Source organism: Tahibacter soli, from assembly GCF_025717065.2.
GTDB classification, from domain to species: Bacteria; Pseudomonadota; Gammaproteobacteria; order Xanthomonadales; family Rhodanobacteraceae; genus Tahibacter; species Tahibacter soli.
This window is the reverse complement of sequence record NZ_JAOVZO020000020.1, coordinates 77,880-104,380: the sequence shown is the minus strand read 5'-3', so window position 1 is coordinate 104,380 and position 26,501 is coordinate 77,880. Positions and strand designations below refer to the sequence as shown.

Below are 26,501 nucleotides of genomic sequence, written 5' to 3'. Positions count from 1 at the left end.
TTGTTGCCGCAAGAAACCGATGTCCGCGCTGCCCGCCGTTGCCGCTCCGCCCGTTTTGCCCATCTTTCGTCGTTTTCTCGTTCGGGCGCCGGGTCTGGCGCTTGCGGGACTGCTCGCCGCGTTTGTGATCGGGCTTGCCGATACCGCGTGGTTCCGCGGCCACGGCCTTGGCGCGCTGACGCTCGCGATCGTGCTCGGCCTCGTCGTCGGCAACACGGTCTATCCGCGTTTCGCGCGACGCGCGTCGGCCGGCGTCGACTATTCGCGCCAGCGGCTGCTGCGCGCCGGCATCGTGCTGTACGGTCTGCGCCTGACGTTTCAGGACATCGGCCACGTCGGCGTCGCCGGCGTCGCGATCGACGCGGCGATGCTCGCGAGCACGTTCGGTCTCGCGTGGTTCGCCGGCACGCGGTGGTTCGGGTTGCCGCGGTCGACCGCGATCCTGATCGGCGCCGGCAGTTCGATCTGCGGCGCGGCGGCGGTGCTGGCGACCGAACCGGTCGTGCGTGCGCGCGGCGAGGAGGTGGCGGTCGCGGTGTCGGGCGTCGTGGTGTTCGGCACGCTCGCGATGTTCCTGTATCCGCTGCTGTATCCGCTCGCGGTATCGCGGCTCGGCTGGTCGGCGACGGATTTCGGCGTCTACGTCGGCTCGACCGTGCACGAAGTGGCGCAGGTGGTGGCGGCCGGCCGCGCGGTCGGCGAGTACGCGGCGATCGCCGCGGTCATCGCCAAGATGGTGCGCGTGATGATGCTCGCGCCGTTTCTCGTGCTGCTCGCGGCGGCGCTGGCGCGCGGCGAGCCGCGGGCCGAACGCGCGTCGCGCCGTGTCGCGGTGCCGTGGTTCGCGCTCGGCTTCGTCGCTGTCGCGGCGCTCAATTCGCTGGTGTCGCTGCCGGTCGGCGTGACGGCTTTCCTGCTCGATCTCGATACCGCATTGCTGGCAATGGCGATGGCGGGACTGGGTCTCGCGACGCACGTCGGCGCGGTGCGCCGCGCGGGCACGAAGCCGCTCGCGCTCGCGGCGCTCCTGTTCGTCTGGCTCGTCGCGGGCGGTGCGGCCGTGAACTATTTCTTCGCGTAGGCGTCGAGGCCGTCGGCGGCCTGCTTGCGGACTTTCGCGCGCAGCATCGGCGTCCAGCCGAGCAGGAGGCCTGCGGGGCCGAGCGCCTGGCGCGACCAGCGCCAGAAATCGAAGTCGTCGACGTGATCGACGATCAGGCCGCCCCGGAAGCGAAAACGCGCACGAATGACGTTGTGGACTTTGCGGCCGGTCTTGGAGAACGAGTACCACGCCTGCCAGTCGGCGCTGCCGGCGTTCTCGTCGGCGACGACGTTCGAGAATTCGACGCGCAGGTCCTTGCCGCGTTCGGTCAGCATGCGCCACATGAGGCCGACGCGATCGCCGGACAGCTCGAACACGGGGTCGCGGAAGGTGGCGTCGGGGGCGTAGCACGCGCTCATGGTGGCGCCGTCGCGCTCCTGGAAGGCGCGGTAGAAACGGTTGATGGTGTCTTGGTTGGGCATCTTTTTCTCCCCGGGTTTCGGGGGATGTTCGCATGACTGGGGAGGTTTGGTGGGCTGTTTTCTCGGTATCGTTTTGCGTGTCTTTGGTGTCGTTGACGGCCGCTTTGTAGTTTTAGCCCGGCGTTGAACAAAGCGTTTCGCCCGCCTGCCGGCGGGCGAGTCACTTTCTTCGACTGGCCGAAGAAAGTAACCAAAGAAGGCCACCCCAGCTGCCGCGCCCCTCCGGGCATCCTGCCCTGCGGGGACCGCAAGCACCCGGCGGGGTCCGTCGATGGTCCATCCATGGCCCACGACGGACGACGCACATCCCTGTGCGTCCCCTGCGGGCCTGATCACCGGGCGCTTGCTCGCGGCAGATGGGGCCCCGGGGAGAGCGGGCGGCTTCCTGCCGCCAGAAGCAACGGCAACGGCCAAAGCATCGCAGACCACATGCTCGTCATCCCAGCGGAAGCTGGGATCCAGCCTTTGCTGTTGTTCTTGACGCCCGAAAAGCTGGATTCCAGCTTGACTCGCGACTTCGTCGCTCGCCCTGCGGGCCGGCTGCGCCGTTGTCGCTTCGCTCCTCGCTGGAATGACGAGCTAAGGAATCGCCGAGCATGGGCTGTTGCTTCTGGCGGCAGGAAGCCGCCCGCTTCACACGGGGCCCCGTCGGTCGCGGCGAGATTGCGGAGGAAAAGCCCGCAGGGTCGCGCGCAGGGATACGCGCGAGTTCGTTGCAGGGCCAGGATGGCCCTTCAACGAACCCCGTAGCGATCTCGCGGAGTCGGAGGGCAGGATGCCCTTAAGACCGCGGCCGTCGGGGTGGTTTCTCTTGGTTACTTCTCTTTGCCACTCAAAGAGAAGTGACTCGGCCGCCGGCAGGCGGGCGAAACGCTTTGTCGAAAGCCAGGCAAAAGCTACAAAGCGACGATCAAGACCTGAACCCCAGCGTTCGCTGGGATGACGAGCGAAGTGCGACAGCGGAAGATCCGCGGGCAACAACGAATCCAAGAAAAACCCCCGGGGTTATGCCGCAAACTGCAACCGCGCCAACTCCGCATACAACCCGTCCTGACGCAACAATTCCTCGTGCGTCCCCTGCGCGACGATGCGCCCCCCGTCCATCACGACGATGCGATCCGCCTTGAGCACCGTCGCCAGCCGATGCGCGATGACCAGCGTCGTGCGCCCGTGCATCAGCCGTTCGAGCGCGTGCTGGATCGCCGCTTCCGACTGCGCGTCGAGATTGCTCGTCGCCTCGTCGAGCAAGAGGATCGGCGCGTCCTTGAGCAGCGCCCGCGCGATCGCGATGCGCTGCTGCTGGCCGCCGGAGAGGCGCACGCCGCGCTCACCGAGATACGTCGCATAGCCTTCCGGCTGCGCGAGGATGAAATCGTGCGCTTCGGCCGAGCGCGCCGCGGCGACGACGGCGTCTTCCGGCGCGTCGACGCGTCCGAAGCGGATGTTGTCGAGCGCGCTCGCGCCGAAGATCACCGTGTCCTGCGGCACCAGCGCGATCGTGCCGCGCAGATCGGTCAGCGACAGCGCTCGCAGGTCCGCGCCGTCGATGCGGATGCCGCCGCGGTTCGGATCGTAAAAGCGCAGCAGCAAGTGGAAAACCGTACTTTTGCCGGCACCGGACGGCCCGACCAGCGCCACTGTTTCGCCGGGCTTCACGTGCAGGCTGAAGTCGTGCAGCGCGGCGCTGTCGGCGCGCGTCGGGTAGCGGAACTCCACGTGTTCGAACCGGATTTCGCCGCGCGCCGGCTGCGCGAGCGCGACCGGCGCGTCCGGCGTGCGGATGACCGGTTCGGTCGCGAGGATCTCGCCGATGCGTTCGAGCGCGCCCGACGCGCGTTGCACTTCGCCCCACACTTCGGTCAGCGCACCGACCGAACCGCCGGCGAATACCGCGTACAGCACGAACTGGGAGAGGATGCCGGCTTTGAGTTCGCCGGTCATGACGGCTTTCGCGCCGGCCCACAAGACGAGCGTGATCGCCCCGAACACGAGCACGATCACGAGCGCCGTGAGCGCCGCGCGAGCGCCGATGCGCCGGCGCGCGGTGGCGAGCGCGCGCGAGATCGCGCCGCCGTAGCGCGTCGATTCCACTTTTTCGCGCACGTATGCCTGCACCGCGTACATCGCGTTGAGCGTTTCGTTCGCGACCGCCGAGGCGTCGGCGATGCGGTCCTGGCTCTGGCGCGACAGCGCCTGCAGACGCCGGCCGGACAGCACGATCGGCAGTACGACGATCGGAATCACGAGCGCGGCGTAGCCGGCGAGGCGCGGGCTGGTCCAGACGAGCGCGACCGACGCGCCGATCAGCGTGGCGGCGTTGCGCAGCGCGACCGACAGGCTCGATCCGACGACGGTCTGCACCAGTTCGGTGTCGGCGGAAAGGCGTGAGGTGAGTTCGCCGACGCGCGTGCGTTCGTAGAACGCCTGGTCGAGCACCAGCAGATGGTCGTACAGGCGCCGGCGCAGGTCGGCGACCACTTTTTCGCCGAGCAGCGTCACGCAGTAGAACCTCGCCGCCGTCGCGATCGCGAGCACGACGGCGAGGCCGAACAGCGCGAGGAAGCTCGCGTTGATGTTCGCGGCGTTCGCGTTCGCGAAGCCCGAATCGATCATGTGGCGCACCGCTACCGGCAGCGACAGCGTGGCCGTCGCCGAGATCGCGAGGAAGAACAGCCAGCCGAACGAGAGGCTCTTGTACGGCTTCAACAGCGGCAGGACGAGCTTCAACGAAGCCAGGCGCGGCGGCTTTGCGGTCGGGGCGGGCGTGTCGGTCATCGCGGAGGGCTTCGGAAGAGACAACAGCGTGTTGGGTTCGGTGCGGGCGTTTTCAACGTGCGTCAGTCGACGATGCGCAGCGCGGCGCGACCGCGCGTGAGGTCGGCGACGAGTTGCGCGAGCGCGTCGACGCGTGCGGCCGGCAGCGCGACGGTGAGGCGCGCGCCGTCGGCGTCGAACGTTTCGGCGAGCTTGTCGGCGTCGAATTCCGGCAGACGCGCACCGAGCGTCGCGAGCGCGGCGAACGGCAGCGCGAACTCGACCGACACCTTGTGCACGATCGCCACGCGCGGGGCGGTGCGCAGGCATTCGGCCGCCGCGCCGCCGTAGGCGCGCACGAGACCGCCGGCGCCGAGCTTGATGCCGCCGTACCAGCGCGTGACGACGACCATCACCTGGTCGAAGCCCTGGCCGTCGATCGCCTGCAGGATGGGTTTTCCGGCCGTTCCGCCGGGTTCGCCGTCGTCGGAGAAGCGGTAGTTCTGGCCGATGCGGTAGGCCCAGCAGTTGTGCGTCGCCGCGCGGTCGGCGATGTCGTCGAGCCAGGCGAGCGCCGCGGCCGGCGTCGCGACCGGCGCGGCACGCGCGACGAAGCGGCTTTTTTGATCTCCTGCGCGATCTCGACCGGATGCGGCAGCGCGCACAGCGGCGCGGTCATTGCGACTCGTCGGAGAGCTTGCGCAGGTCGTCGGGCAGCGGGTAGCTCGGGTATTTCGCGCGGAAGTAGTCGATGTTGTCGATCGCTTCGTCGCGTTTGTTCTGCTGCAACAACTCGCGAATTTTCAGCAACCACTTGTCCGGGGGCAGCTTCGCGTTGCGCTGCAGACCGGCGGAATTGACGGGCAGGATGCGGTCGGAGCCCGCGTCGGCCTTCGGTTCGGCGACCGCCGCGGCGTTCGCGGCCGGCGGCGCGGCGGCGGCTTTTTCCTTCGCCTGCGCGCGCAGGTCGCGGCGACGCTGGATTTCTTCCTCGCGCGGCGCGCCGAGCTTGCCGTTGCTCTGCTTTTTCGCGTCGGCGCCGATCTCGTCGCGTTCGAGCGACAGCGTCGGCTGCGCGGTTTCAAGGTCGACGCGGCGGATGCGATTGCCCGTCACCTCGACGGTGTCGAGTTCGTTGCCGCGTTCCTGCCGGTCGTCCTGCCCCAGGGCCGAAAACGGCGCCGGCTGCGGCCGGCGACCGGCCGAACCGCCCGGCAGCGTGTACTCTGTAACGCCGTGCACTTCGGGTTTCGCGCGCGGCGCTTCGAGCTTTTCGAGCATCGCGTCCTTGTCCTGCGCGACCTGGGCCGCGGCAGGCGCGGCTGCGCGAGCCGCCGGTTCCGGCGGCGACGGCGGAGCCGCTGCCGGCGGCGGGGGCGGCGGCGCGAGGATCGTCACGTTGATGACGTCGTTGGATTCTCGCGCCGGACGCATCTCGCCGCCCGGCGCGGGGTTGATGCTGTTGCGCAGCTGCCAGGCGAGGCCCGCGGCGAACACGAAGCCGGCCGCGGTGCCGATGCCGATCATCCAGCCGGGCAGGCGATGCTGCGCGCGCGCGTGGCGGATCGCGGCACGGCGCTGCGGTTCGACCGCGCCGCGTGCCATGGCGAGCACGGCGGCGTCGAGCCGCGCGTCGGGTTCGGACTGCGGCAGCTTCTTGTAGATGCGCGCGATCTCGTTGTCTTCTCCGGACAGGAAGGCGTCGAGCTCGCGGTCGATGGAGGGTTTGTCGCTCATTCGGAAAACCTTGCGCGTATCTTCGCGAACGCGTAGCGCAGCCGCGACTTCACGGTCTCCTGGCCGGCGCCGGTGATCTGGGCGATTTCCTCGAGGCCCAGCTCGCTTTCCATGCGCAGCAGAAACGCGGTGCGCTGTTCGTCGGGCAGGTCTTCGAGCGCCAGTTGCAGGCGGCGGCGCTGCTCGAATTCCGACAGCAGCCGGTCGGGCTGCTCGGTTTCCGGCGCGTCCAGGGTGCGGAACACGTGCTCGGTTTCTTCCTCGCCGGCTTGCGGCCGGTGACGCCGGATCGTGTCGATCCAAAGATTGTGGGCGATCTGCAGCATCCACGTGCTGAACTTCGCCTCCGGACGATAGCGCTCGCGCGCAGCCACGACGCGGCTCCACGTTTCCTGGAACAGCTCGTCGGCGCTGGCGCGGTCACGGCACGATCGCATCAGAAAGCGGTACAACGTGCCGCGATGGCGCGCGTACAGGGCTTCGAACGCATGCACGTCGCCGTGCCCGTAAGCCAGCATCAATTCTTCGTCCGAACACTCCTCCCTCATGGGGCGCGAGGGTAGCAGGTTGCCGGACGTTTGAGCTCGCTTGCCGTCGCGGCGCTCGGCCATGTGCAGAACCGTGGATGTGGACCGTTTCATGGTGTCGCGGGCATGCAACGGCGTTCAGCCGGAGGTGGGGTTAAACCTGTCGCCGGGCAAGGCGCGCCTGCTACGCTCACGCGGTCGCGGCACGGGGACGAGCCGCGTGGTGGCGAGCGCGGGTGTTTGGTGCGCGCTCGCCGGCTGCCTTCGACAACAAGGAACCGACTCATGGCCTCGACCGAAAAGACCCCGACCCGAATCAAGCCGCAGCCCGACGCGGGCGACGGCGCGCAGAACGCGCACGACGCGGCCGATACGAGCGCTGCCGATGCGGGCGGCGACGAACCGAATGCCGCAGCCGCGGTGCACGAGCTGACCGATACGCTCGGCCGCGCGTGGAGCGAGGCGCGCGGCACCGTCAACCAGCTCGGCGTCGATCTCGGCAAGCGCGCGAAGAACGTGCGCGCCGAGACGCGCCGCGCCGCGAGCGAAGCGCGCGAGACGTTGAGCGACGCGGCCGGCGACATGGCCGAACTCGGCGAGGAAATCGCCGAAGACGCGATCGAACTCGGCCGCGCGCTGGGCCTGGGCGTATCGCGCTTCGTGCGCAAGCATCCGGTGCGTTCCGTCGCGATAGCGGCGGCGGCCGGCGCCGTGTTCGCGCATCTGCTGCGCGGCCGCCGGCGCGATTGATGGCGACCGACGACGACGCATCGCCGCGACCGCGCAAACGCCGCCGCAAGGGCGTGTTCATGCGCCTGGCCCGCATGGGAGGCCTCGCTGGCGAAGCGGGGCAGGCCGCGCTCGCGCTGCTGCGCGCCGAAACGCGCTTGGCGCGCGCCGCGGTGCCGCATGCGCTCGCGTGGCTCGTCGTCGTCGTGCTGTTCGCGGTGCTGCTGGTCGCGAGCCTGTGGGGCGCGCTGCTGCTCGCGCTGATACAGCTCACCGGTTCGGTCGGCGCGGCGCTCGCGTGGCTTGCGGGTGCGAGCGCCGTGGTTTTCGGCATTGCCGTATGGATGCTCGCGAGCGCGCTGCGCGCGGCGAGTTACGCGCAGACGCGGCGGCGGCTCGCCGATTGGCTCGAAAGGAGCGAAGGTCATGGCGACGAATCTGACTCGCGCGAAAGCTGACGTCGACGCGGCCGCGGCGCGCGTCGACCGGGCGCTCGCCGATCTCGGCGGCGAGTCGAAGGGCTTGAAGCGCTCGCTGCGCAGCGTTTCGCCGCAGGCGGTGCTCGGCGTCGCGCTCGTCGCGGGCTTTCTGTTCGTGATCCTGCCGCGGCGCTGGCGCGGCGTCGCGTTCGCGGGGCTCGGGCGCTTCGCGCTGGGCCGCGTCCTCGACGCGTTCACGGCGCGCGGCGCATGAGCCCGCGCTGGTGGCAGGCGACGCACTGGCGCCTCGTCGACGCCGAGCCCGACGTGCCGGGCGACGCCACGCAGGTGACGCGGCGCCAGCAGCGCCAGCTCGCATCGGTGCGCCTGATCCTCGTCTGGCTGTGCGTGCTGGCGACGTTCGCGGCGCTGTATCTCGCCAAGACCGTGGTCGTGCCGGTGCTGTTCGCGGGCCTCGTCGCGCTGTCGCTCAACCCGATCGTCGCCGGTTTGTCGCGACGCTGGTTTCCGCGCGCGCTCGTCGCGGCGCTGGTGATGATCGCGGGGTTGTCGATCCTGGCGCTGCTCGTCGTGTGGATCGCCGAACCGGCGCAGCACTGGATGGAGCGCGCGCCGGAGGCCGTGCGCGCGCTGGCGCCGAAGATGCGCGCGGTGACGCAGCAGATCGAAGCGGCCGGCCGCGCGACGCAGACGATGATCGGTGCGCGCAACGCGACGACGCCGGCCACGCCGGTGCTGTTCGACGTGTGGGAGACGGTCGGCGCCGCGCCGCGGCTGGTGCTGGCCCTTTTTACCGTCGTGCTGCTTGTGTACTTTTTTCTCGTGTACGGCGAGTCGATGCTCGCGCGCGCGGTCGAGATCGCGCCGTCGGACGAGCACAAGGCGAACGCGGTCGACATCGCGCGCACGATCCAGCGCGACATGTCGCGCTATCTTGCGACCGCGGCGCTGATCAACGGCGCCGTCGGCGTCGGCGCGGGCACGATCGCGTACGCGTCGGGCATCGGCGATCCGTTGCTGTGGGGCGTGCTGGCCGCGGTGCTGAACTTCATTCCGTACGTCGGCCCGATGAGCATGACGGTGCTGTTCGTGCTGATCGGCCTCGTCACTTACGCGAACGTCGGCGCCGCGTTCGTGCCGGCCGGATTGTTCGCGCTGCTCGCGGTGATCGAAGGGCAGTTCCTGTCGCCGTTGGTGCTCGGCCGGCGGCTCGAGCTCAATCCGGTCGTGATACTCGTCTGGCTGATCGTGCTCGGCGGACTGTGGGGCGCGATCGGCATCGTCGTCGCGGTGCCCGTATTGGTAGCACTGAAAATCATATGCCAGCGCGTCGCCGGCTGGCGCTGGTTCGCCCAGCTCGTCGGGTAGGCGGGCGATCGCGCGTGATACCATCGGCAGCCTTCTAATTTGGCCGTCCAAACGGACTACGGAAACGCATCCGCATGCAGATCGAAACCAAGTTGCCCAAGGTCGGCACGACCATCTTCACCGTGATGAGCCAGCTCGCGCTGCAGCACGACGCGGTCAACCTCGGGCAGGGCTTTCCCGATTTCGACGGCCCGCAGTCGCTGCGCGACGCGCTCGCCGCGGCGATGAACTCGGGCAAGAACCAGTACGCGCCGATGACCGGCGTGCCGAAGCTGCGCGAACAGATCGCGGTGAAAACCGAGCGTCTTTACGGCCGCAAGGTGAACGCCGACGCCGAGGTGACGGTGACGTCCGGCGCGACCGAAGCGATCTTCGCGGCGATCGCCGCGGTCGTGCGTCCCGGCGACGAGGTGATCGTGCTCGACCCGTGCTACGACTGCTACGAGCCGGCGATCGATCTCGTCGGCGGCCGCGCGGTGCACGTGCCGCTGACGCTGCCCGACTTTTCGGTCGACTGGCAGCGCGTGAAAGATGCGATCACGGCCAGGACGCGCGTGATCATGATCAACAGCCCGCACAATCCGTCCGGCGCGGTGCTCTCGTCGGCCGATCTCGACACGCTCGCGGCATTGACGCGCGATACGGAAATCCTCGTGATCTCCGACGAGGTGTACGAGCACATCGTGTTCGACGGCGCGCCGCACGAGAGCGTGCTGCGGCATCCGGAGCTCGCCGAGCGCAGCTTCGTCGTTTCGTCGTTCGGCAAGACGTATCACTGCACCGGCTGGAAGGTCGGCTACTGCGTCGCGCCGCGCGCGCTGTCGGCCGAGTTCCGCAAGGTGCACCAGTACCTCACGTTCTGCACGTTCAGTCCGGCGCAGTGGGCGTTCGCGCAGGTGCTCGAATCCGATCCTCAGCACTATCTCGACCTGCCGGCGTTCTACCAGGCCAAGCGCGACCGCTTCCGCGAGCTGCTGGCGCCGTCGAAGTTCCAGCTGCTGCCGGTGCGCGGCGCGTATTTCCAGCTCGTCGACTACTCGGCGATCAGCGACAAGGACGATCTGAATTTCTGCGAATGGCTCGTGCGCGAGGCGGGCGTCGCGGCGATTCCGGTGTCGGCGTTCTACGAAACCGCGCCGGACGCGAAGATCGTGCGGTTCTGCTTTGCCAAGAACGATCCGACGCTGGTGGCGGCCGCGGAGCGGTTGGTGAAGCTTTGAGCGCTCCCTCTCCCCCAAGGCGCAGCCTTGGGGAGAGGGCTGGGGTGAGGGGGAGACGCCGGATACTTCCTCGACCTTGACGAAGCGCCGGACGCCGCCCCCTCACCCAACCCTCTCCCCCAAGCAGGCTTGGGGGAGAGGGCTAAAGATTCGCTAGTTCAAGGGTTGATAAATCCACCATGTCCCATCCCACCGAACCTTTGCGCGTCTCGCTCGTCCAGGGCAACACCCGCTGGCACGACGCCGCAGGCAATCGCGACTACTACGGCGAGAAAATCCGCGCGCTCAAGGGCACGACCGATCTCATCGTGCTGCCCGAGACGTTCACGAGCGGCTTCACCAACGAAACGCTCGGCAACGCCGAGACGATGGACGGGCCGAGTCTCGCCTGGCTGCGCGACGCGGCGGCCGACGCCGGCGCCGTCGTCACCGGCAGCATCGTGATCCGCGACGGCGAGCGCTGCCTCAATCGCCTCGTCTGGATGCGCCCCGACGGTACGTTCGAGACCTACGACAAGCGCCATCTGTTTCGCATGGCGCGCGAGCACGAGCGCTACGCCGGCGGCGACGCGCGTCTCGTCGTCGAGCTCAAGGGCTGGCGCATCTGTCCGATGGTCTGCTACGACCTACGCTTTCCGGTGTGGATCCGCAACCGCTACGGCAAGAGCGCCGCCGACCGCTTCGACTACGACGCGCTGATCTTCGTCGCGAACTGGCCGAGCGCGCGCCGGCATCCGTGGCGCACGCTGCTCCTGGCGCGCGCGATCGAAAACCTCTCCTACTGCATCGGCGTCAACCGCGTCGGCACCGACGGCAACGATCTCAACTACGCCGGCGACAGCGCCGTGATCGACTTCGTCGGACAGCCGCTCGCCGAGCTCGGCGCGGCCGAACTGACGGTCACCGTGACGCTCGATCCGGCAGCGCTCGCCGCGCACCGCGCGCGGTTCCCCGCGTGGATGGACGCCGACGAGTTCGAACTGAAGGTCTGATTCTCGCGCGGCTCTCGTTGCGAGAGCCGCGACCCTTGTTTCCTTGAAACGCCGCGCGGCCGTTGCAGCCGCGCGGCGTTCTTGCTTATTGCACCGGCGTTTCGAAGCCGTTGACGAAGATGCTGTCCGGCAGCGCGACGAGCGTGGGCTTCAGGCACCACTCGGCGATGACGCCGGTGTCCTGGTTCGCGCGGTCGGCCACGTTCAGACGCCACGTGCTGTTGAGCGCCTTGCCGTTGAACGGCGCGAGCGGGTTGCTCGGACGGATGTCGCCGCCGATGCCCGGCGACGTCGCGCGGCACGCCATCGCGGTGGCCGACTGGTCGTTCCACGACACGTCGATGTTGTCGACGCCGCAGCTGGTGCCGCCCGGACGGTTGCCGATGATGACGGTCGTATTGGTCGCCACGTGCGTCAGGGTGACGATGAGATCGCCCGGATACGTATGCGGCAGGCGCAGCGACACGTCGAGATCGGACAGCGTACCGGTGTATGGCACCACGAGATCGGAGTTCACGCCGGCCGTGGTGTTGTCGGGCACGTCGAGATTCGGCGCGATGCAGACGAGGTTCGCCGTCGTGAACGTCGAGACCGCCGACGTCGTGCCGGGGCCGCAGACGTTGTTGGCGCGCACGCGCCAGAAGTACTGCGTCTGCGGCGCGAGCGACGTGTTGACGATCGCCTGGGTGGCCGTGACGGTCTGCGTGAACACGATGTTCGAGAACGCGGCGTCGGTCGCGAGTTCGACGAGATAGTTCTTCGCCTGCGGCACCGCGTTCCACTGCAGCGTCGGCAGCACGTGCGTGCCGGTCGCGCCGGTCGCCGGAGCGGTCAGCGTTGCGGCGGCCGGTGCGGCGGTCGACAGGTCGGTGGTGAGCACGAGCGTCTGCGCGCCGCTCGTCGACGTCGCGTCGACGTTGAACGTGTGCGTGCCCGCGGCGAGGCTGCCGGTGCCCGACAGCGTGGCCGTCGCCGTGCCGCTGCCCGGCGTCACCGTCGTCGGGGTCACGTTCGCGGTCGCGCCGGCGGGTACGCCGGACGTGGCCAGCGTCACCGCGTTGCTGTAGCCGAGGATCGAGCCGATCGTGATCGGGAACGTCGCGTTCGCCGGTGCGCAGACTTCCTGGCGCGGCGGCGCCGCCGCGAGCGTGTAGGTCGGCGTCAGCGAGCAGTTGTCGCAGACGAGCGCGAAGTCCTGGTCGGTCGCGTCGCCCGTGCCCGGCACGCCGTCGCCCGGCAGGTTCGTCGCCTTGACGGTGACGGCGACGCTGCCGTTCGCGCCGGCCGGCAGGAACACGTTTTCCACATTGTTTTTCGCGTCCGCCGTGCCGCCGGTCGTCGAGACGCCAGCGGTCATGACGTTGCCGAGGTACGTGTTGCCGGCGTTGACCACTTCGAGATCGAGGTTGTTGACCAGCGCCGGGTTCGCGCCGACCGCGCCGGGCGCGTCGGTCCACGTCAGCGTGATGCGCACCGGCTTGGTCGGATCGGGGATGCCGAACGTCAGCGCGTGCGAATCGCCGGCGTTGTCGAGCAGCACCGTCTGGTCGATCGTGTGCTGCGGCACGCCGGCGCCGATGCTGCGGGGCAGGTTGATGCGGCCCCAGCCTTCGTTGTTGTTCGGCACGTCGGCCGTGCCCATGTCGATCGCGCCGTTGACGAGCAGCGCCTTGGCCATCGCCGGGCTGGGATTGGCCCCGCTGTGGCTCGCGCGCCACCATTGCGTCAGCACGGCGACCGCGCCGGCCGTGTGCGGCGACGCCATCGAGGTGCCGCTGCACATCGCGTAGTAGTTCGACGTGCCGGCGATCGCCGTCGCGCACGCGGCGCCGCCGCCGCGGCGCATCGTCGAGGCGATCTCTTCGCCCGGCGACGCGATGTTCGGCAGCACGCGGCCGTCGCGCGCGGGACCGCGGCTCGAGAAGCTCGCGATGTCGTTGATCGCGCCGACGCGGAAGTTGCGCGAGGCGGCCGAGATGATCGGGTTCTTCGCTTCCTTTGGCGCGGTCAGCGTGCTCGGATTGGGACCCGAGTTGCCGGCCGAGAACGCGATGATGTAAGGCTGGCTGCCGGCGGTGTCGAAGTCGCCGTCGCGGATCATCGTGTCGAACGTGCGTTCGCTCGCCTGGTAGCCGTGGTTGGCGCCTTCGCCGGTCGTCCAGCTCGCGTTCGTGCCGATCGCGTTGCCGGCGAGGCCGCGCTTGGACAGTTCCTGCCAGCCGGTCGACGGCGGCCAGGGCGCGCCGCAGTCGACGGTCGCCATCGCGTAGATCTGCGCGCCCTTGGCGACGCCCAGGCCGTACTTGAAGCCGTTCGCGTCGGCTTCGGGAACGGGGCCCGCGCCGTCGCCGACGCCCTGGCCCGCGATGATGCCGGCGACGTGCGTGCCGTGTCCGCCGGACGAATTGTCGTCGCCGCCGGCCGGGCTCGAGCAGCCCGGGAACGTATAGCCGCCGACGATGCGCGGCGACAGGTCCGGATGCGTCAGATCGACGCCCGAGTCGGTCACGCCCATGATGACGCCGGTGCCGTCGTAGCCGAACGTGACGAGCCACGGCGCGTAGCCGGTCTGCGGCTGGTTCGACGCGTTGTAGTTGCCGGCGACGATCTGGTCGGACATTTCGTCGTCGAAGTAGCCGCGCGGACTGGCGTAGGCCACCGCGACGACCTGCGGCATGCGCGTGATCGCGTCGAGCTTGTCGGCGTCGACCTGGATCCACGCGTCGTAGAACGCCTTGTCCGGCTGCGCCGCCGCATGCGTGAGCACGTGCGCGCCGAGATTCTTCAGCTGTTCGACGAGGCCTTCGACGTTGCCGTCGTTGTAGAAGTGCACGTCGACGTTCGCGATGCGGCCGGTACGGCCCGCGAGGTCGGCGTTGAGCTTGTAATCGGCGAGGAACGCACCCTGCCAGCGCACGTGCGGCTGCGAGGCGGTTTCGGCAACGGTGTCGATCGCGCCCCAGACGAGGAACGTGTCGTGCGGGTAGTACTGCAGCACGCGCAGGCCGGCGTTTTCGAGCGCGGTGCGCCACTCCTGCTTCGCCGGCGCGTTGAACTGCACGAGGTGCAGGCCCTTGCCGTCGGCGGTCGTCGGGAAATAGCCCTTGCTCGACTGCTGGCCTTCGCGCAGCGGATCGAAGCTGACGTCGTTGAAGCGGATACGGCCCGCGTCGACGATTTCGACGGCGCGGCTCGAACGCGACAGGAGCTTGTCGGCGTCGGCGCGCGACAGTTCGAGCACGCGGAAACCGGAATAGTCGGTGCTCGAGAGCGGCGTGACGCCGACCGCTTCGGCAGCGACGAGGTCGGAATGGTCGAGTCGTACGCGGACCGTGTCGGGCCCGGCGGCGGCGATGCCCGTCGTACCCAGAAGGGCGACGAGCGCGAGATACAACGGCTTGCGCATGGATGAATCCCCGGAGTTGGCAACGTCGAACAAGACCCAACGGCGCGCGGCATACGTCTGTGCCTTCGAATCCCTTCCGCCGACGGGTAACGCTGACCGGCCATACCGCGACCGGTCGATCGGTCCGGGGCGAGATCGGCGCCCCCCTTTAGGCCGCCCGGCTCAATCCATATACCCAGACCGAATACCGACTATAGGCCATACGTTTCGGTTTGCGAACGGCACGCAAACAGCGAATCGTTCTGTTGCTATGCAGCATTCAATGCAGCCGAGAATGTACGCGAAGCTGCCGAGAACGTATGCAATCGCGGCGCGTTACCCGCGTCAGTGCGAGGCCGCGGCCGGGCTGCGCAGAACGCGGACCAGGGCCGCATCGACCGTGGGCTTCTGGTCGCCCCAGCGTACGCGCAGCCAGTTTGCCAACGCGGCAACGTCGGCATCGGCAAGCTCGCGCGCGCTGCCCGGCATGGCCTGCAGGCGCTCGACATCCCCATAGGCATGTTCGGGAATACCGTCGAGTATCGCGATGATCAAATTATGCGGATTGACATCCCGCAACGTACTGTTGCCGGCCAGCGCGACGGCGACATGCGGCACGCCGCGACCTTCTGCGCCGTGACAGCCGGCGCACAGGTCGAGGTAGTGAGCGCGACCCGGCGCGAGTGAGGCGTCGGTTTCCGCGACCGCGGAAGGGCCCGCCGCCGCCGGCGAATCGCCGAGCAGGTAGGTGATCATCGCCGTGCGATCGTCGTCGGACAGTCGACTCGTCGACAGCGCGACCACGGTCGCCATTTCTCCCGATGCCGCGGCCGGCCCGGCGATGCCGCCGGCCAAGTACGCGTCGAGTGCGTGCGCATCCCAGCCGCGCGCCGCGAGCGCGGCCGGCGTGATGTCGGGCGCGGCGACGCGTCCGAGCGAGGCGTTGCCGGTCAGCGCGCGCGCGTGTTCGATCTGGCCGAGCGTTCCGCGCGGGCTGTGGCAGTCGCCGCAGTGGCCGAGCGTGTCGACGAGATAACGCCCGCGCTGCCACGCGGGCGACTGCCCTTGCGACGCCGGCGCGCCTTCCGCGTCGCGATAGAGAAAATTCCAGAAGTTGACCAGTGTACGAATATTGAACGGAAATCCGACGTCGTTGCGCGGGTTCGGCACCGCGGCGGCGGGTCGGGTCATCAGGTATGCGTAGATCGCGTCGGCGTCGGCGCGCGCGATGCGGCGGTACGACGGATACGGCATCGCCGGATACAGCTGGCGACCGCCGCGCGCCTCGCCGTGCGTCAGCGCGCGATAGAAATCGTCGGCGGTGTAGCGGCCGATGCCGTGGTCGGGATCGGGCGTGATGTTCGTGCCGTGGATCGTGCCGAACGGCGTCGGCAGCGCCACGCCTCCGGCGAACGGTGCGCCGCCCGGTGCGGTGTGGCAAGCGGCGCAGTCGGCCGCGTCGACGAGATAGCGGCCGAGCGCGAGCTGCTCCGGCGCCGCGCTGACGGTCTGCACCGGCCCGCGGTCGGGCCAGCGGATGTTCGCGGCGACGAGCCACAGCACGCCGGCCACGATCGCCGCGAGCAGCCAGCGGCCCCAGCGACGACGGCGCCGGCGCATCATCACGCGTTCTCCTTGACGAGTCCCGGCGTGCGCAGCACGAGATCGCGCACGGCTTCGTAGTAGCGGACGTAGCCGGTGCAGCGGCACAGGTGCGGCTCGAGCGCCGCGCCGACCATCGCTTCGACGTCGGCCTTGGCGATCGGGGCCTTCGCGAGCCGTTCGACGAGCACGGTCGCTGCGTTGACGAAACCCGGCGTGCAGTAGCCGCACTGGAAGCTGTAGTGATCGAGAAACGCCTGCTGCACCGGCGAGACCGCGGTTACCGCACCGGCGGCGTCGCGCGTCGCGTGGCCCTCGACGGTGCGGATCTGCTTGCCGTCGAACCAGTGCGCGCCGGTGATGCACGTGCGCATCTCGCGGCTGCCGTCGGCGTCGTCGACGATCACGGTGCATGCGCGGCACACGCCCTGGCCGCAGCCGAAGCGGGTGCCGGTGAGGTCGAGCCATTCGTGCAGCACGTCGATCAGCATCAGGCCTTCGGGAATGTCGAGCGGGCCGTGCCGGCGGCCGTTGACGGTCAGCGTGAGCGGTCGCGTCTTCATGCCTTGTCTCCGTTCGGCGGGGCGTCCAACGCGGCGAGAATCTTCGACGGCGTCAGCGGCAGGTCGTAGAACCGCTTGTCCGTGGCGTGGTGCACTGCGTTCACGATCGCGCCGACGATCGGAATCATCACGACCTCGGCCATGCCCTTGGGCGGATCGGTTTCCGACAGCGCCGGCAGCACTTCGCCGGTCTGCGTCCACACCGCGACGTCGCTGCCGCGCGGCAGCGTGTAGCGGTTGAAGTTCCACGTGCCGTTGCCGGGGCCGTCCTCGTACAGCGGCAGGAATTCGTGCAATGCGTGACCGATGCCCATCGCGATGCCGCCCTGCAGCTGGCCCGAGACGAGTTCGGGCACGATCGCGTTGCCGCATTCGAGGATCGAGTGGTGGTTCAACAAATGCACTTTGCCGCTCGCGCGTTCGACCGCGAGTTCCACGAGCGTGCCGATCGCGCTGTAGTAGGTCACGCCGGCGTTGTTGCGCTGCGCCGGCGGATAGAACACGCGGCTGCGGTCGACGACGCGGTAGCCGTTCGGCGTCGTCGCCTTCGCGCCGTCGCCGTAGCGCAGCGCGAGCGCGTCGACGGGCAGGCGCTCGGCCGCGCCGTCGAGCGGGAACTCGGCCTCGGCCCACTGCCAGCGGTTGAACGTGTGCACGACGGCGCCGGTGACGAGGCCCGCCTCGTATGCGTGCGCGACGATCGCCTCGAGCGTCAGCGGCGCGAGGCCGCCGGCGGTGAGCCTGCCGTCGACCCAGCGCGCGTCCTCGCGGCGCACCGCAAGCGGCGCGAGCTGGCCGCCGCCGTAGCCGCGGCCCCATAGCGCGAGCGCGGCCGGCCACAGGCCATGGTTGAACACGAGCCGCGCCGCTTCGCTCGTCGCATGGCCGTAGAAATACGCCGAATTGCTCGCGCTCGTCGGCGTCGCCAGGTGCGGCGTCCAGCGCGGGTTCTTCTCCTGCTTGTCCTGGACGTCCTGCTGCATCAGCCACGGATCGTGCGTGGCGACGAGCGGCAGGTCGGACCAGTCGGTCTGCGCCGTTTCCACCGCGTCGGCCGGCCGGCCGAACCAGCGCGCGCACAGCACCGACTGGCTCGACGTCATGCCGGTGCCGATCTCGACCGCGATGTGGCGCAGTCGGATTTTTCCCTCCCTGGACACTTCCACCTGCGCGAACGCGGCTTCCGCGCCGGTGCCGAAATCCTTCTGCACGCAGGCGAAGCCGACGCCGTAGCGACGGCCCGGATGCCTGTTTTCGTAGTCGGCCTTGCGGGCCGCGCGATCTTTCCACAACGGATGCGCGCGTGCTTTTTCGAGCACTTCGTCGGCGCGCAGCGCGCCGCCGGGAATCGCGCCCTGCGTGTTCTTCATGCCGGTCCTGAGCACGTTCGCGAGGCGCAGGTCGATCGCGTCGAGCCCGAGCTCGTGCGCGATCTCGTCGACGATCATCTCGGTCGCCGCCATGCTCTGCAACGTGCCGTAGCCGCGCGCGGAACCCGCGTCGAGCGCGCGCGTGGCGAGCGCCGTGCTCGCCATGTCGCTGCGCGGAACGTAGTAGATCGATTGCGCCGCGGTCGCCGCGACCAGCGCGACCGACGGCGAGAAGTTGCAGCGACCGCCGCCGTTGCCCTGCATGTCGGCGGTGAAAATCTGGATCTTTCCGGTCTTGCGCTCGACCGCCACGCGGTACTTCATCGAGAACGCGTGGCGCTTCAGGCTCGACTGGAACTGCTCGTAGCGATCGTTGGCGAGGCGCACCGGCCGGCCGTCGCCGTAGAACGACGCGGCGAAGCCGTAGAACGGCATGTGAGTGTGGTCCTTCGAACCGTAGCCGACCGTGTAGCACGGGTGCAGCACGAGACGTTTCGCACCGGTGCGGCTCGCGGCCATGAGCTTGGCGCATTCCTCGGCGACTTCCTGCGGCGACTGCGAGGCGACGATGAGATGCAGCGTGGCGTTCGCCGCGTCGTACCAGCCGTTCGCGTTGTCGGGTTCGAGCGCGGCCGTGTCGATCGACTGCGTCGCGTAGTCGCGCGCGAGCACGAGCCAGTCGGCCGGCGGCGCGTCGAGTTCGCGCGCCATCGCCTGCGCGTGCGCCATGCCTTGCTCGCCGAGCTTGCCGCCGGCGAGCGCTTCGGGCCACTGCGGCAGCTGTTTCTTGTAGCCGCCCGGAAAAACTACGGTGTCCTTGAGTGTTGAGTAGCGATCGTCGTCGAACGGCGTTTCGCCGCCGACGCGCACGTAGCGGAACGCGGCCCACGGATCGCGTTCGAGCGGCCCGGTTTCGTCGCCCCAGCGGATCGTGTCGTCGCGAAACTTCAGCGCGTTCTTGGCGAAGCGGTAGCGCGCGAAGTCGTGCCAGACGAGGATCGCGACGGCCTGGCCGAGATAGGCCGGCGTCTTGCCCTCGGGCAGCAGCAGGTCGTCGCCGTAGAACGGCGGGAACTTCAACCCGTCCTTGGCGAGATCGGCCGCGGTGACGATGCGGTCGGGTTTGAGTTCCTCGCCGAGCGCGGCGAGATCGAAACCGGCGTAGACGCGGTCGGCGCGCGTGACGCGCAGCAGCATCGCGTGCGCCTGGTCCTTCGGCCAGCCGGGGAGGTTGCGCGCGCGCATGTCGTACGCGAACAGCTTGTCGCCGCAGGCTTTCGCCGTCGCGTCGACGCGGTAGCGCAGGCTGCCGTCTTTCGGATTCCAGGGCGCGGGGCGCAGGTTCTCGCGTTCGAGCAGCGCTGCGAGCGCCGAGTTGCCGGGCGAGGCGATCGTCACGGCGATGCCCGCCACCAGCGTTGTTTTCAGGAACTGGCGGCGATCCTGTCGTACCGGCATGGATACGCTCCGACGTGGGTCATTGCGGGCCTTCGTAATACGCCCGAAGCCGAGGCGAGCGCAAGCGTCGCGTCAGCGGTCCCAGTACGGCTCGGGGCCGAAACGCTCGACGAGAAAGTCGATCAGGCTGCGCGTTTTCGCCGGCACCGCGCGGCCGGCGGGATAGACCGCGTTCACCGCGATGTCCGGAATTTCCCAGCCCGGCAGCACCCGTACGAGGTCGCCGTTCTTGAGCAGCTTCCACGCGAGGAACGTCGGCGACAGGCAGATGCCGAGACCCGCCGCCGCGGCCTGCGCGATGACGTCGCCGTTGTTGACGCGCAGGCCGCCGGCGACCGGGATCGTGCGGCGCTCGTGCTCGCGCGCCAGAAATATCTCGTTGCGCGGCGTCAATGTATAACTCAAGAAATTGTGTTGCGACAGCTGTTCGGGTTCGACGAGCGGCGCGTGCCGCGCGAGATACGCCGGGGATGCGACCAGCACGAGCCGGCACGGCGTGATGCGGCGCGCGACGAGACTCGAGTCGGCGAGGCGCGCGATGCGGATCGCCAAGTCGAAGCCTTCGTCGACGAGGTCGACCTGGCGATCGTTGAGGTTGAGTTCGAGTTCGATGCGCGGATGCCGCTGCTGGAATTCGGCGACCGCGGGGCCGAGATGGTGGATCGCGAACGACATGGGCGCGGCGACGCGCAGGCGCCCGCGCGGTTCCGCCTGCAGTTCGGCGGCTTGCGCCTCGGCGAGCGAGAGTTCCGACAGGATGTCGCTGACGCGCTGGTAGTAGTTTTCGCCGGCTTCGGTGAGGCTCAGCTTGCGCGTCGTGCGATGCAGCAGGCGCACGCCGAGCTGGTCTTCGAGGCCTTGCACGAGCTTGCTCGCGAGCGCGCGCGAGATTTCCATCTGGTCGGCCGCGGCGGTGTAGCTGCCCGATTCGACCACGCGCACGAACAGTTGCATTGCCTGCAGTTTGTCCATGGCGTTCTCAGAAAATGTCGAGCACGCGCTGCGGCGGGCGGCCGATCGCGGCCTTGCCGCCGGCGACGACGATCGGCCGCTGCAGCAGCCGCGGATGCGCCACGATCGCGGCGATCAGCGCGGCGTTGTCGAGCCCGGGGTCGTCGAGGCCGAGCGCGCCATATTCCGGCTCGTCGGCGCGCAGCAGCACGCGCGCGTTGCCGCCGAGCAGGCCGACGAGGCGTTCGAGCGCCGCCGCATCGGGCGGCGCGTCGAGATAGCGCACGATGTGCGGCGCGATGCCGCGGCCTTCGAGCAGCTCCAGCGCGCCGCGACACTTGGAGCAGTCGGGGTTGTAGTACAGGGTGCACGCGCTCATGACGGGCCGGCCGGCGGAAAGGCCGTCACTGTGCCGGCTCGCGTGCCGCGGAGCAAGCGCGCGGGCTGGCGTCCGCCGGCCGCGCGAAGGAGGTCGGATCAGGCGGCGATACCGGCGGCGTTCAAGGCGACGGCGCGGCGCGCGATGTCGAGTTCGCGCGAGATGACGACGCGTTCGGCGGTCGCGCGGTCGGCGGCGGTGCCGATCACGCTGCCGTCCTGCGGGCTGAGCACTTCGTACCAGCTCGCGCGCACGGTGCCGAGATGGTCGCGTTCGTCGACGCGCTCGATGGCGTATCCGAGTGCACGAGTTTCCAGAGTGCGCAATGTGCGCATGGCGTTCTCCTTGGGATGGCGAAACATACGCGAGCTTACGGATTGCGTGTGCAGATCCGGTTAACCGGCCGTTGCAGCGGGGTTAATCGCGTGAACCGTGCTTCATCTTCTCGGAGATTCTTGCGGGAACTCGACGTGCGTCGCGCTGTCGCGCATAGCGTCGAATGCTTTGTAAAAATAGTTACATGAAAAATAGTGACTTTGTTCGCATGGAGCGCCGATCGGCCGGGAGCGGCGGTGCCGTCGTGCCCCGGGCGTCTGAAAGGACGATGACGCGATTTTCCGCCGTTTGACGTATTCCAGGGCAGGGCTGTCGGCATGTTCGGGTTCGGTCCGCCGCCTCGTTCGGTGGTCGAGGCCCGACGGTGGCGAGTTCCGGCGCGGGCTCGCTAGAATGTCAACACTCGTTGTAAGGGCGACTCAGCGAGAAACCCGCGTCGACCGTCCGGCTCCGCCGGCGGGCCGGGCGCGGGCGGCAGCCGTTATCCGCATTGTTCAAGGAGCTAGCAATGAAGAAGGTGTTGTGGGGCGTGGCATTGGCCGTGGCCGGTGCCGTGTTGACGGGTCCGGCGCTCGCCGCCGGCGGCGGCAAGCCGGTGATCGGCGTGGCCGAGTTCAAGAACGAGACGTCGGCCGGCTGGTGGCGCGGCGGCGTGGGCTGGGAACTCTCGGGCATGCTGTCGAACGAACTCGCGTCGAGCGGCAATTTCAAGGTCGTCGAGCGCCAGAAGCTCGAATCGGTGCTCGAAGAACAGAATCTCGCCGCTTCGGGCCGCGTGCGTTCCGGTACCGGCGCCCAGATCGGCAAGCTCACCGGCGCCGACTATCTGGTCATGGGCACCGTCACGGCGTACGAGGAAAACACCGCCTCGACCGGCGGCGGCATCAGCTTCAAGGGCATTTCGCTCGGCGGCAAGAAGAGCGAGGCGTATCTCGCGGTCGACATCCGCGTCGTCAACGCGACGACCGGCGACATCGACTTCTCGCGTACGGTCGAAGGCCGCGCGTCGGGCGGTGGCGTCTCCGTCGGCGTGTTCCGCGGCGGTTTCGGCGGCGCGCTCGCGTCGGAAAAGAACACGCCGGCCGGCAAGGCGATTCGCGCGGCGCTCGTGGAAGTCAGCGAATACCTCGACTGCGTGATGGTCGAGCGCGGCAGCTGCGAAGACGAATATCGCGCGAAAGAATCCAATCGTCGCGAAAAGACCAAGAAGTCGCTCAAGCTCGACTGACCATTGCGGACGAGGGGCGGCGTCCGCGGCGGTTGAAGCGCATCGTCATGCGCGGACTGGACGTCCGCGCCGCCCATGACGAAGCCGCGATCGCGGCGGATCGACCCGCGTAAAACGCAAAACGGCGAGGCCTTGCGGCCTCGCCGTTTTTTATGGGCCTGGTTCGGCGCGTCCGTCCGGCGAACCGGACGACGCGCCGGGCGCGCGTCAGCGGTTGCCGCCGCGCTGACCGCCGCCGCCGCGATTGCCGCCGCCGTGGCGGTTGCCGCCCGGCGACCGGCCGGCACCCGGGCCCGGGCCCGGGCCGCGGCGGTCGCCGCCCGGCGCGCGATTGCCGCCGCCGCCCGGTGCGCGATTGCCGCTGCCGCCGCCGCGGTTGCCGGCATAGGCGTTTCCGCCGCCCGCACCGCCGCCGGCGCGATTGCCGAAGTTGCCGCGTTCGCCGTAGCTGTTGCCGCGTTCGCCGTACGTGCCGCGATTGCCGTTCGGTTCGCCGCGCTCGGCGCGATTGCCGCTGCCGCCGCGCGGGCCGCCGTACGCCGACTGGCCGCCGCCGGGACCGCGCGCGCCGCCGCCGCGACGTTCGGCGTTGCCGCCGGCATCGCCCCACGGACGCGGCGCGTCGCCGCGACCGGCGCCGCCGCGCGGCGCCTGACCCTGACCGGGACGACCGCCGCGGCCCTGGCCGGGACGTCCGCCCGGGCCACCGGGACCGCCGCGAGCCGGCCGCGCCATTTCATCGCCGGCCGACCAGGTTTTCGGAATGAACACCTCCTGGCCCGGCGCCGCACCGCGGCGCTTGCGCGCGCCGGCACCCGCGCCCGCACCCGGACCCGAACGGCGCTGCGGCCGGTCGACGTTGCCGTTGACCATGCGACCGCCGCCGCCGCCGCCCGGCTTGCGCCGGCCGCCCGGACGGCCCGGCGCCTCGTCGCGTACGCGGTCGAAGCGCGTCAGTTCGCGCGCCTCGCCGCGGTCGACGCCGGTCCAGGCCTGCGCCGCGCGCGGCGCGGGGCGGTATTCGTTCGTCGGCGGCGCTGCCCGGCGCTGGTGGATCACGGCCTGCAGCGTCAGCGTCGGCTCGGCGTCGGTGGCACCGCACAGCTGGCGCAGCGATTTCGCCTGGTCGGCGTCGAGTTCCTGCGAGTTGCCGCGCTTGAGCGGTCGCGGCAATTCCACATTGCCGTAACGTACACGTTTCAACCGGCTCACGAGGAAGCCGAGCGCGTCCCACAGGCGGCGCACTTCGCGGTTGCGGCCCTCGCGGATCACGACGCGGAACCACGAATGGCTGCCGCTGCGGCTGATCACCGCGATCTCGTCGAAATGCGCCGGACCGTCTTCGAGGTCGACGCCGGCCTTGAGGCGCTCGAGCACCTCGTCGGGCACTTCGCCGTGCACGCGGCAGATGTATTCACGCTCGATCTCGCTCGACGGGTGCATCAGCGCGTTGGCGAGGTTGCCGTCGGTGGTCAGCAGCAAAAGGCCGGTGGTGTTGATGTCGAGGCGGCCCACGGCGATCCAGCGCTGGCCTTTCAGGCGCGGCAGCTGCTCGAACACGGTCGGGCGGCCTTCGGGATCCTCCCGCGTCGTCACGACGCCTTCGGGCTTGTTGTAGATCAGCACCTGCGCGTGCTCGGCGTCGTCGCGGATCACGACGAACAGCTTGCCGTCGAGTTCGACGCGATCGCCGCTTTTCACGCTCATGCCGAGCGTCGCGGTTTCGCCGTTGACGGCGATTTCGCCGCTCTGGATGCGCTGTTCGAGCAGGCGGCGCGAACCCAGGCCCGCGTTGGCGAGCACCTTGTGCAGGCGCTCTTCGACGCCGGGTGCGGCGTCGGCCGGGGCGGTACGTTTCAGGGTAAGGGTGCGGCGCGGTGACGCGGTCATGCAGTGTGCTCCGGGACGTCGTCGGACGTCGTGGGGTCGGGACCGCCGGCGGCATTGCCGGCGTCGTCCGGGTGGGAATCGGTGGGCGGTTCGGAATCGTCGCCGGCGTCGTCGCCGGTCGTCTCGTCGCGATCTACGACGCCTTCGTCGGCGCCGGCGTCGGACCAGTTGCTTTCTTCATTATCGTACAAATCGTCATTTTCTTCCGCGGCCGGCGCGGCCGAAGCGCTTGGCGCGGCGTCTTCTTCCTCGTCGCCGCCGGCGTCGGTTTCGGACGCGGCGTCGTCGTCCGGCGGCGCGGTCTCGTCGGTCGCCGCCGTTTCTTCCGTCGCCGCGGTTTCTTCCGTCGCCGCGGTTTCGTCCGGCGTTGCGGCTGCTTCGGCCGCCGCGTTTTCGTCCGACGTCGCCGCATCGGCGTCGTTGGCCGCATCGATCGCTTCGGCCGGCGGCGGCGCGTCGCCGACCGCGACCGGCGCGAGCGCCAGTTGCGGGTCGTATTCGTCGAGGTCGCGCACTTCGGCCAGCGGCGGCAGCTCGTCGAGCGATTTCAGGTTGAAATAGTCGAGAAACGCGCGCGACGTGCCGAACAGCGCGGGGCGGCCGGGGACGTCGCGGTAGCCGACGACGCGCACCCATTCGCGCTCTTCGAGCGTCTTGATGATCGACGACGACACGGCGACGCCGCGGATCTGTTCGATCTCGGCGCGCGTGATCGGCTGGCGATACGCGATCAGCGCGAGCGTTTCGAGCGAGGCGCGCGAATACTTCGTCTGGCGTTCGGTCCACAGGCGCGCGACCCAGGCGTGCACGTCCTCGCGCACCTGGTAGCGAAAGCCCGAGGCCACTTCTTTCAGTTCGACGCCGCGCTCGGCGCAGTCGGCGGCGAGCTCCTCGAGCGCGCGAGCGAGATCTCCGTGCGTCACGCTCTCGGTGTCGGCGAACAGCGCGCCGAGCTGGGTCACCGACAAAGGCTGGCCCGCGGCGAGCAGGGCGGCCTCGATCACGCGCTTGAGCAGTTGTGGATCCATCAACTCGCTTCCGTTTCCGCGGCGACGTCGTCGGCGCTGTAGTCGTCGCCCGGACCCGCGTCGGCCGCGAGCGAGCGCAGGTAGATCGGGCCCGGCACTTCGTTCTGCACGATCTCGATCAGGGTTTCCTTCGCAAGTTCGAGCATCGCCAGGAACGTCACGACGATGCCGCGACGGCCTTCCTCGACGTTGAACAGGCTCGTGAAGTCGTGAAACTGGCCGTCGCCGAGCGTGCCGAGCACGTCGCTCATGCGATTGCGCACCGACAGCGCCTCGCGCTGGATTTCGTGATGGCCGGTGAGGTCGGCGCGGCGCAGCACGTCTTTGAGCGCCAGCAGCAGTTCTTTCAGTTCCACCGGCGGCGGCAGGCGGATCACGTTGCGGTCGGGCACGAACGCCGAGGCCGGCGCGATGTCGCGTTCCAGGCGCGGCAGCGCATCGATGTCGGCGGCGGCCTTCTTGAAGCGTTCGTACTCCTGCAGACGCCGGATCAGTTCGGCGCGCGGGTCTTCTTCGATGCCCTCGGCTTCCGGCGGTCGCGGCAGCAGCAGGCGCGATTTGATCTCGGCGAGTATCGCGGCCATCACGAGGTATTCGGCCGCGAGTTCGAGTTTCAGGTTCTGCATCAGCTCGATGTAGTCGACGTACTGGCGCGTGATTTCGGCGACCGGTATGTCGAGGATGTCGAGGTTCTGGCGGCGTATCAGGTACAGCAGGAGGTCCAGCGGCCCCTCGAACGCCTCGAGAATCACCTCGAGCGCGTCCGGCGGGATGTACAAATCCTGCGGCATCTCCAGCACTGGCTGGCCCTTGACCATCGCAAGCGGCATTTCCTGCTGCTGCGGGACGGGCTGAAAAATGCCTTGACCCTCGCTGGTCGCGAGTTGCTCGGCAGGCTCGGTGCTCATGAAGAAGCGCTGATCTCTCGCTGGTCGCCGCGCTCACCGCGGCAGGCTGCGGCGCAACGCCGCGTAACGGTTCTTTACCCCGGTTTCCCTGGACGCGGGGTGCCCCGGTCCG

General features: G+C 69.0%; 23 protein-coding genes. 8 read left to right on the top strand and 15 right to left on the bottom strand.

The window, feature by feature from the left end:
- Positions 1-19 precede the first annotated feature (19 nt).
- Complete coding sequence (locus OD750_RS21435) at positions 20-1,081, top strand: YeiH family protein (RefSeq protein ID WP_263544138.1); 1,062 nt, start codon at positions 20-22, stop codon at positions 1,079-1,081.
- Here the strand turns inward: OD750_RS21435 and OD750_RS21430 are convergent.
- From OD750_RS21430 to OD750_RS21410, 5 genes are all read right to left on the bottom strand, one after another.
- Positions 1,066-1,524 (bottom strand): nuclear transport factor 2 family protein, encoded by a 459-nt coding sequence (locus OD750_RS21430; protein ID WP_263544137.1) that lies wholly within the window; start codon positions 1,522-1,524, stop codon positions 1,066-1,068. The two genes, OD750_RS21435 and OD750_RS21430, sit on opposite strands and share 16 nt — an antisense overlap.
- 1,005 nt (positions 1,525-2,529) lie before the next feature.
- Positions 2,530-4,299, bottom strand: a complete 1,770-nt coding sequence (locus OD750_RS21425) for an ABC transporter transmembrane domain-containing protein (RefSeq protein ID WP_263544136.1) — start codon at positions 4,297-4,299, stop codon at positions 2,530-2,532.
- 62 nt (positions 4,300-4,361) lie between these two features.
- Positions 4,362-4,943, bottom strand: a complete 582-nt coding sequence (locus tag OD750_RS21420; protein WP_263544135.1) for an IMPACT family protein — start codon at positions 4,941-4,943, stop codon at positions 4,362-4,364.
- 10 nt (positions 4,944-4,953) lie between these two features.
- Complete coding sequence (locus OD750_RS21415) at positions 4,954-6,015, bottom strand: hypothetical protein (protein WP_263544134.1); 1,062 nt, start codon at positions 6,013-6,015, stop codon at positions 4,954-4,956.
- Complete coding sequence (locus OD750_RS21410; RefSeq protein WP_263544133.1) at positions 6,012-6,533, bottom strand: RNA polymerase sigma factor; 522 nt, start codon at positions 6,531-6,533, stop codon at positions 6,012-6,014. Before OD750_RS21410 ends, OD750_RS21415 begins: the two co-directional genes overlap by 4 nt.
- 294 nt (positions 6,534-6,827) lie before the next feature.
- Here OD750_RS21410 and OD750_RS21405 point away from each other — a divergent pair, with 294 nt between their 5' ends.
- The 6 genes from OD750_RS21405 to OD750_RS21380 all read left to right on the top strand — a co-directional run bounded on the left by OD750_RS21405 (position 6,828) and on the right by OD750_RS21380 (position 11,291).
- Entirely contained in the window at positions 6,828-7,292 is a 465-nt protein-coding gene (locus OD750_RS21405; protein ID WP_263544132.1) for a hypothetical protein, read from the top strand.
- The gene (locus tag OD750_RS21400; protein WP_263544131.1) at positions 7,292-7,729 is read left to right on the top strand and encodes a hypothetical protein; all 438 of its coding nucleotides are present in this window, start codon (positions 7,292-7,294) and stop codon (positions 7,727-7,729) included. The genes OD750_RS21405 and OD750_RS21400 overlap by 1 nt, the downstream gene beginning before the upstream one ends.
- Positions 7,698-7,964, top strand: a complete 267-nt coding sequence (locus tag OD750_RS21395; RefSeq protein WP_263544130.1) for a hypothetical protein — start codon at positions 7,698-7,700, stop codon at positions 7,962-7,964. Before OD750_RS21400 ends, OD750_RS21395 begins: the two co-directional genes overlap by 32 nt.
- Positions 7,961-9,079, top strand: coding sequence for an AI-2E family transporter (locus tag OD750_RS21390; protein WP_263544129.1), 1,119 nt, complete (start codon positions 7,961-7,963; stop codon positions 9,077-9,079). Before OD750_RS21395 ends, OD750_RS21390 begins: the two co-directional genes overlap by 4 nt.
- A gap of 74 nt (positions 9,080-9,153) precedes the next feature.
- Complete coding sequence (locus OD750_RS21385) at positions 9,154-10,299, top strand: pyridoxal phosphate-dependent aminotransferase (protein ID WP_263544128.1); 1,146 nt, start codon at positions 9,154-9,156, stop codon at positions 10,297-10,299.
- Between the two features lie 179 nt (positions 10,300-10,478).
- Complete coding sequence (locus tag OD750_RS21380; protein ID WP_263544127.1) at positions 10,479-11,291, top strand: amidohydrolase; 813 nt, start codon at positions 10,479-10,481, stop codon at positions 11,289-11,291.
- Between the two features lie 85 nt (positions 11,292-11,376).
- On the opposite strand, the gene OD750_RS21375 is transcribed toward OD750_RS21380, so the two are convergent.
- From OD750_RS21375 to OD750_RS21345, 7 genes are all read right to left on the bottom strand, one after another.
- Positions 11,377-14,697, bottom strand: coding sequence for a S8 family serine peptidase (locus tag OD750_RS21375; protein WP_263544126.1), 3,321 nt, complete (start codon positions 14,695-14,697; stop codon positions 11,377-11,379).
- A gap of 324 nt (positions 14,698-15,021) precedes the next feature.
- Positions 15,022-16,299, bottom strand: coding sequence for a cytochrome c (locus tag OD750_RS21370; RefSeq protein WP_263544125.1), 1,278 nt, complete (start codon positions 16,297-16,299; stop codon positions 15,022-15,024).
- The gene (locus tag OD750_RS21365) at positions 16,299-16,841 is read right to left on the bottom strand and encodes a (2Fe-2S)-binding protein (RefSeq protein ID WP_263544124.1); all 543 of its coding nucleotides are present in this window, start codon (positions 16,839-16,841) and stop codon (positions 16,299-16,301) included. Before OD750_RS21365 ends, OD750_RS21370 begins: the two co-directional genes overlap by 1 nt.
- Positions 16,838-19,669, bottom strand: coding sequence for a xanthine dehydrogenase family protein molybdopterin-binding subunit (locus OD750_RS21360; RefSeq protein WP_263544123.1), 2,832 nt, complete (start codon positions 19,667-19,669; stop codon positions 16,838-16,840). The genes OD750_RS21365 and OD750_RS21360 overlap by 4 nt, the downstream gene beginning before the upstream one ends.
- Positions 19,670-19,741: 72 nt before the next feature.
- Positions 19,742-20,641: a LysR family transcriptional regulator gene (locus OD750_RS21355; protein ID WP_263544122.1), complete on the bottom strand. Its 900-nt coding sequence runs from the start codon at positions 20,639-20,641 to the stop codon at positions 19,742-19,744.
- A gap of 7 nt (positions 20,642-20,648) precedes the next feature.
- Positions 20,649-20,999 (bottom strand): arsenate reductase (glutaredoxin), encoded by a 351-nt coding sequence (arsC, locus tag OD750_RS21350; protein ID WP_263544121.1) that lies wholly within the window; start codon positions 20,997-20,999, stop codon positions 20,649-20,651.
- 98 nt (positions 21,000-21,097) lie between these two features.
- Positions 21,098-21,334, bottom strand: coding sequence for a hypothetical protein (locus OD750_RS21345; protein WP_263544120.1), 237 nt, complete (start codon positions 21,332-21,334; stop codon positions 21,098-21,100).
- Positions 21,335-21,843: 509 nt separating this feature from the next.
- Here OD750_RS21345 and OD750_RS21340 point away from each other — a divergent pair.
- Entirely contained in the window at positions 21,844-22,563 is a 720-nt protein-coding gene (locus tag OD750_RS21340; RefSeq protein ID WP_263544119.1) for a CsgG/HfaB family protein, read from the top strand.
- A 207-nt stretch (positions 22,564-22,770) separates the two neighbouring features.
- On the opposite strand, the gene rluB is transcribed toward OD750_RS21340, so the two are convergent.
- Genes rluB through OD750_RS21325 form a run of 3 tightly spaced genes read right to left on the bottom strand, consistent with a single transcriptional unit; the run spans position 22,771 to position 26,389 of the window.
- Positions 22,771-24,453, bottom strand: a complete 1,683-nt coding sequence (gene rluB / locus OD750_RS21335; RefSeq protein ID WP_263544118.1) for a 23S rRNA pseudouridine(2605) synthase RluB — start codon at positions 24,451-24,453, stop codon at positions 22,771-22,773.
- Positions 24,450-25,481, bottom strand: coding sequence for an SMC-Scp complex subunit ScpB (gene scpB / locus OD750_RS21330; RefSeq protein ID WP_263544117.1), 1,032 nt, complete (start codon positions 25,479-25,481; stop codon positions 24,450-24,452). Before scpB ends, rluB begins: the two co-directional genes overlap by 4 nt.
- The gene (locus OD750_RS21325; RefSeq protein WP_336407573.1) at positions 25,481-26,389 is read right to left on the bottom strand and encodes a segregation and condensation protein A; all 909 of its coding nucleotides are present in this window, start codon (positions 26,387-26,389) and stop codon (positions 25,481-25,483) included. The genes scpB and OD750_RS21325 overlap by 1 nt, the downstream gene beginning before the upstream one ends.
- Between the last annotated feature and the right edge of the window lie 112 nt (positions 26,390-26,501).

Coding starts and splice junctions, on each gene's coding strand:
- OD750_RS21370 (WP_263544125.1), bottom strand. CDS start 16,299: ATGATGCGCCGGCGCCGTCGTCGCTGGGGCCGCTGGCTGCTCGCGGCG.
- OD750_RS21405 (WP_263544132.1), top strand. CDS start 6,828: ATGGCCTCGACCGAAAAGACCCCGACCCGAATCAAGCCGCAGCCCGAC.
- OD750_RS21425 (WP_263544136.1), bottom strand. CDS start 4,299: ATGACCGACACGCCCGCCCCGACCGCAAAGCCGCCGCGCCTGGCTTCG.
- OD750_RS21325 (WP_336407573.1), bottom strand. CDS start 26,389: ATGAGCACCGAGCCTGCCGAGCAACTCGCGACCAGCGAGGGTCAAGGC.
- scpB (WP_263544117.1), bottom strand. CDS start 25,481: ATGGATCCACAACTGCTCAAGCGCGTGATCGAGGCCGCCCTGCTCGCC.
- OD750_RS21430 (WP_263544137.1), bottom strand. CDS start 1,524: ATGCCCAACCAAGACACCATCAACCGTTTCTACCGCGCCTTCCAGGAG.
- OD750_RS21360 (WP_263544123.1), bottom strand. CDS start 19,669: ATGCCGGTACGACAGGATCGCCGCCAGTTCCTGAAAACAACGCTGGTG.
- OD750_RS21340 (WP_263544119.1), top strand. CDS start 21,844: ATGAAGAAGGTGTTGTGGGGCGTGGCATTGGCCGTGGCCGGTGCCGTG.
- OD750_RS21415 (WP_263544134.1), bottom strand. CDS start 6,015: ATGAGCGACAAACCCTCCATCGACCGCGAGCTCGACGCCTTCCTGTCC.
- OD750_RS21390 (WP_263544129.1), top strand. CDS start 7,961: ATGAGCCCGCGCTGGTGGCAGGCGACGCACTGGCGCCTCGTCGACGCC.
- OD750_RS21380 (WP_263544127.1), top strand. CDS start 10,479: ATGTCCCATCCCACCGAACCTTTGCGCGTCTCGCTCGTCCAGGGCAAC.
- OD750_RS21365 (WP_263544124.1), bottom strand. CDS start 16,841: ATGAAGACGCGACCGCTCACGCTGACCGTCAACGGCCGCCGGCACGGC.
- OD750_RS21345 (WP_263544120.1), bottom strand. CDS start 21,334: ATGCGCACATTGCGCACTCTGGAAACTCGTGCACTCGGATACGCCATC.
- arsC (WP_263544121.1), bottom strand. CDS start 20,999: ATGAGCGCGTGCACCCTGTACTACAACCCCGACTGCTCCAAGTGTCGC.
- OD750_RS21375 (WP_263544126.1), bottom strand. CDS start 14,697: ATGCGCAAGCCGTTGTATCTCGCGCTCGTCGCCCTTCTGGGTACGACG.
- OD750_RS21400 (WP_263544131.1), top strand. CDS start 7,292: ATGGCGACCGACGACGACGCATCGCCGCGACCGCGCAAACGCCGCCGC.
- OD750_RS21385 (WP_263544128.1), top strand. CDS start 9,154: ATGCAGATCGAAACCAAGTTGCCCAAGGTCGGCACGACCATCTTCACC.
- rluB (WP_263544118.1), bottom strand. CDS start 24,453: ATGACCGCGTCACCGCGCCGCACCCTTACCCTGAAACGTACCGCCCCG.
- OD750_RS21395 (WP_263544130.1), top strand. CDS start 7,698: ATGGCGACGAATCTGACTCGCGCGAAAGCTGACGTCGACGCGGCCGCG.
- OD750_RS21355 (WP_263544122.1), bottom strand. CDS start 20,641: ATGGACAAACTGCAGGCAATGCAACTGTTCGTGCGCGTGGTCGAATCG.
- OD750_RS21435 (WP_263544138.1), top strand. CDS start 20: ATGTCCGCGCTGCCCGCCGTTGCCGCTCCGCCCGTTTTGCCCATCTTT.
- OD750_RS21410 (WP_263544133.1), bottom strand. CDS start 6,533: ATGCTGGCTTACGGGCACGGCGACGTGCATGCGTTCGAAGCCCTGTAC.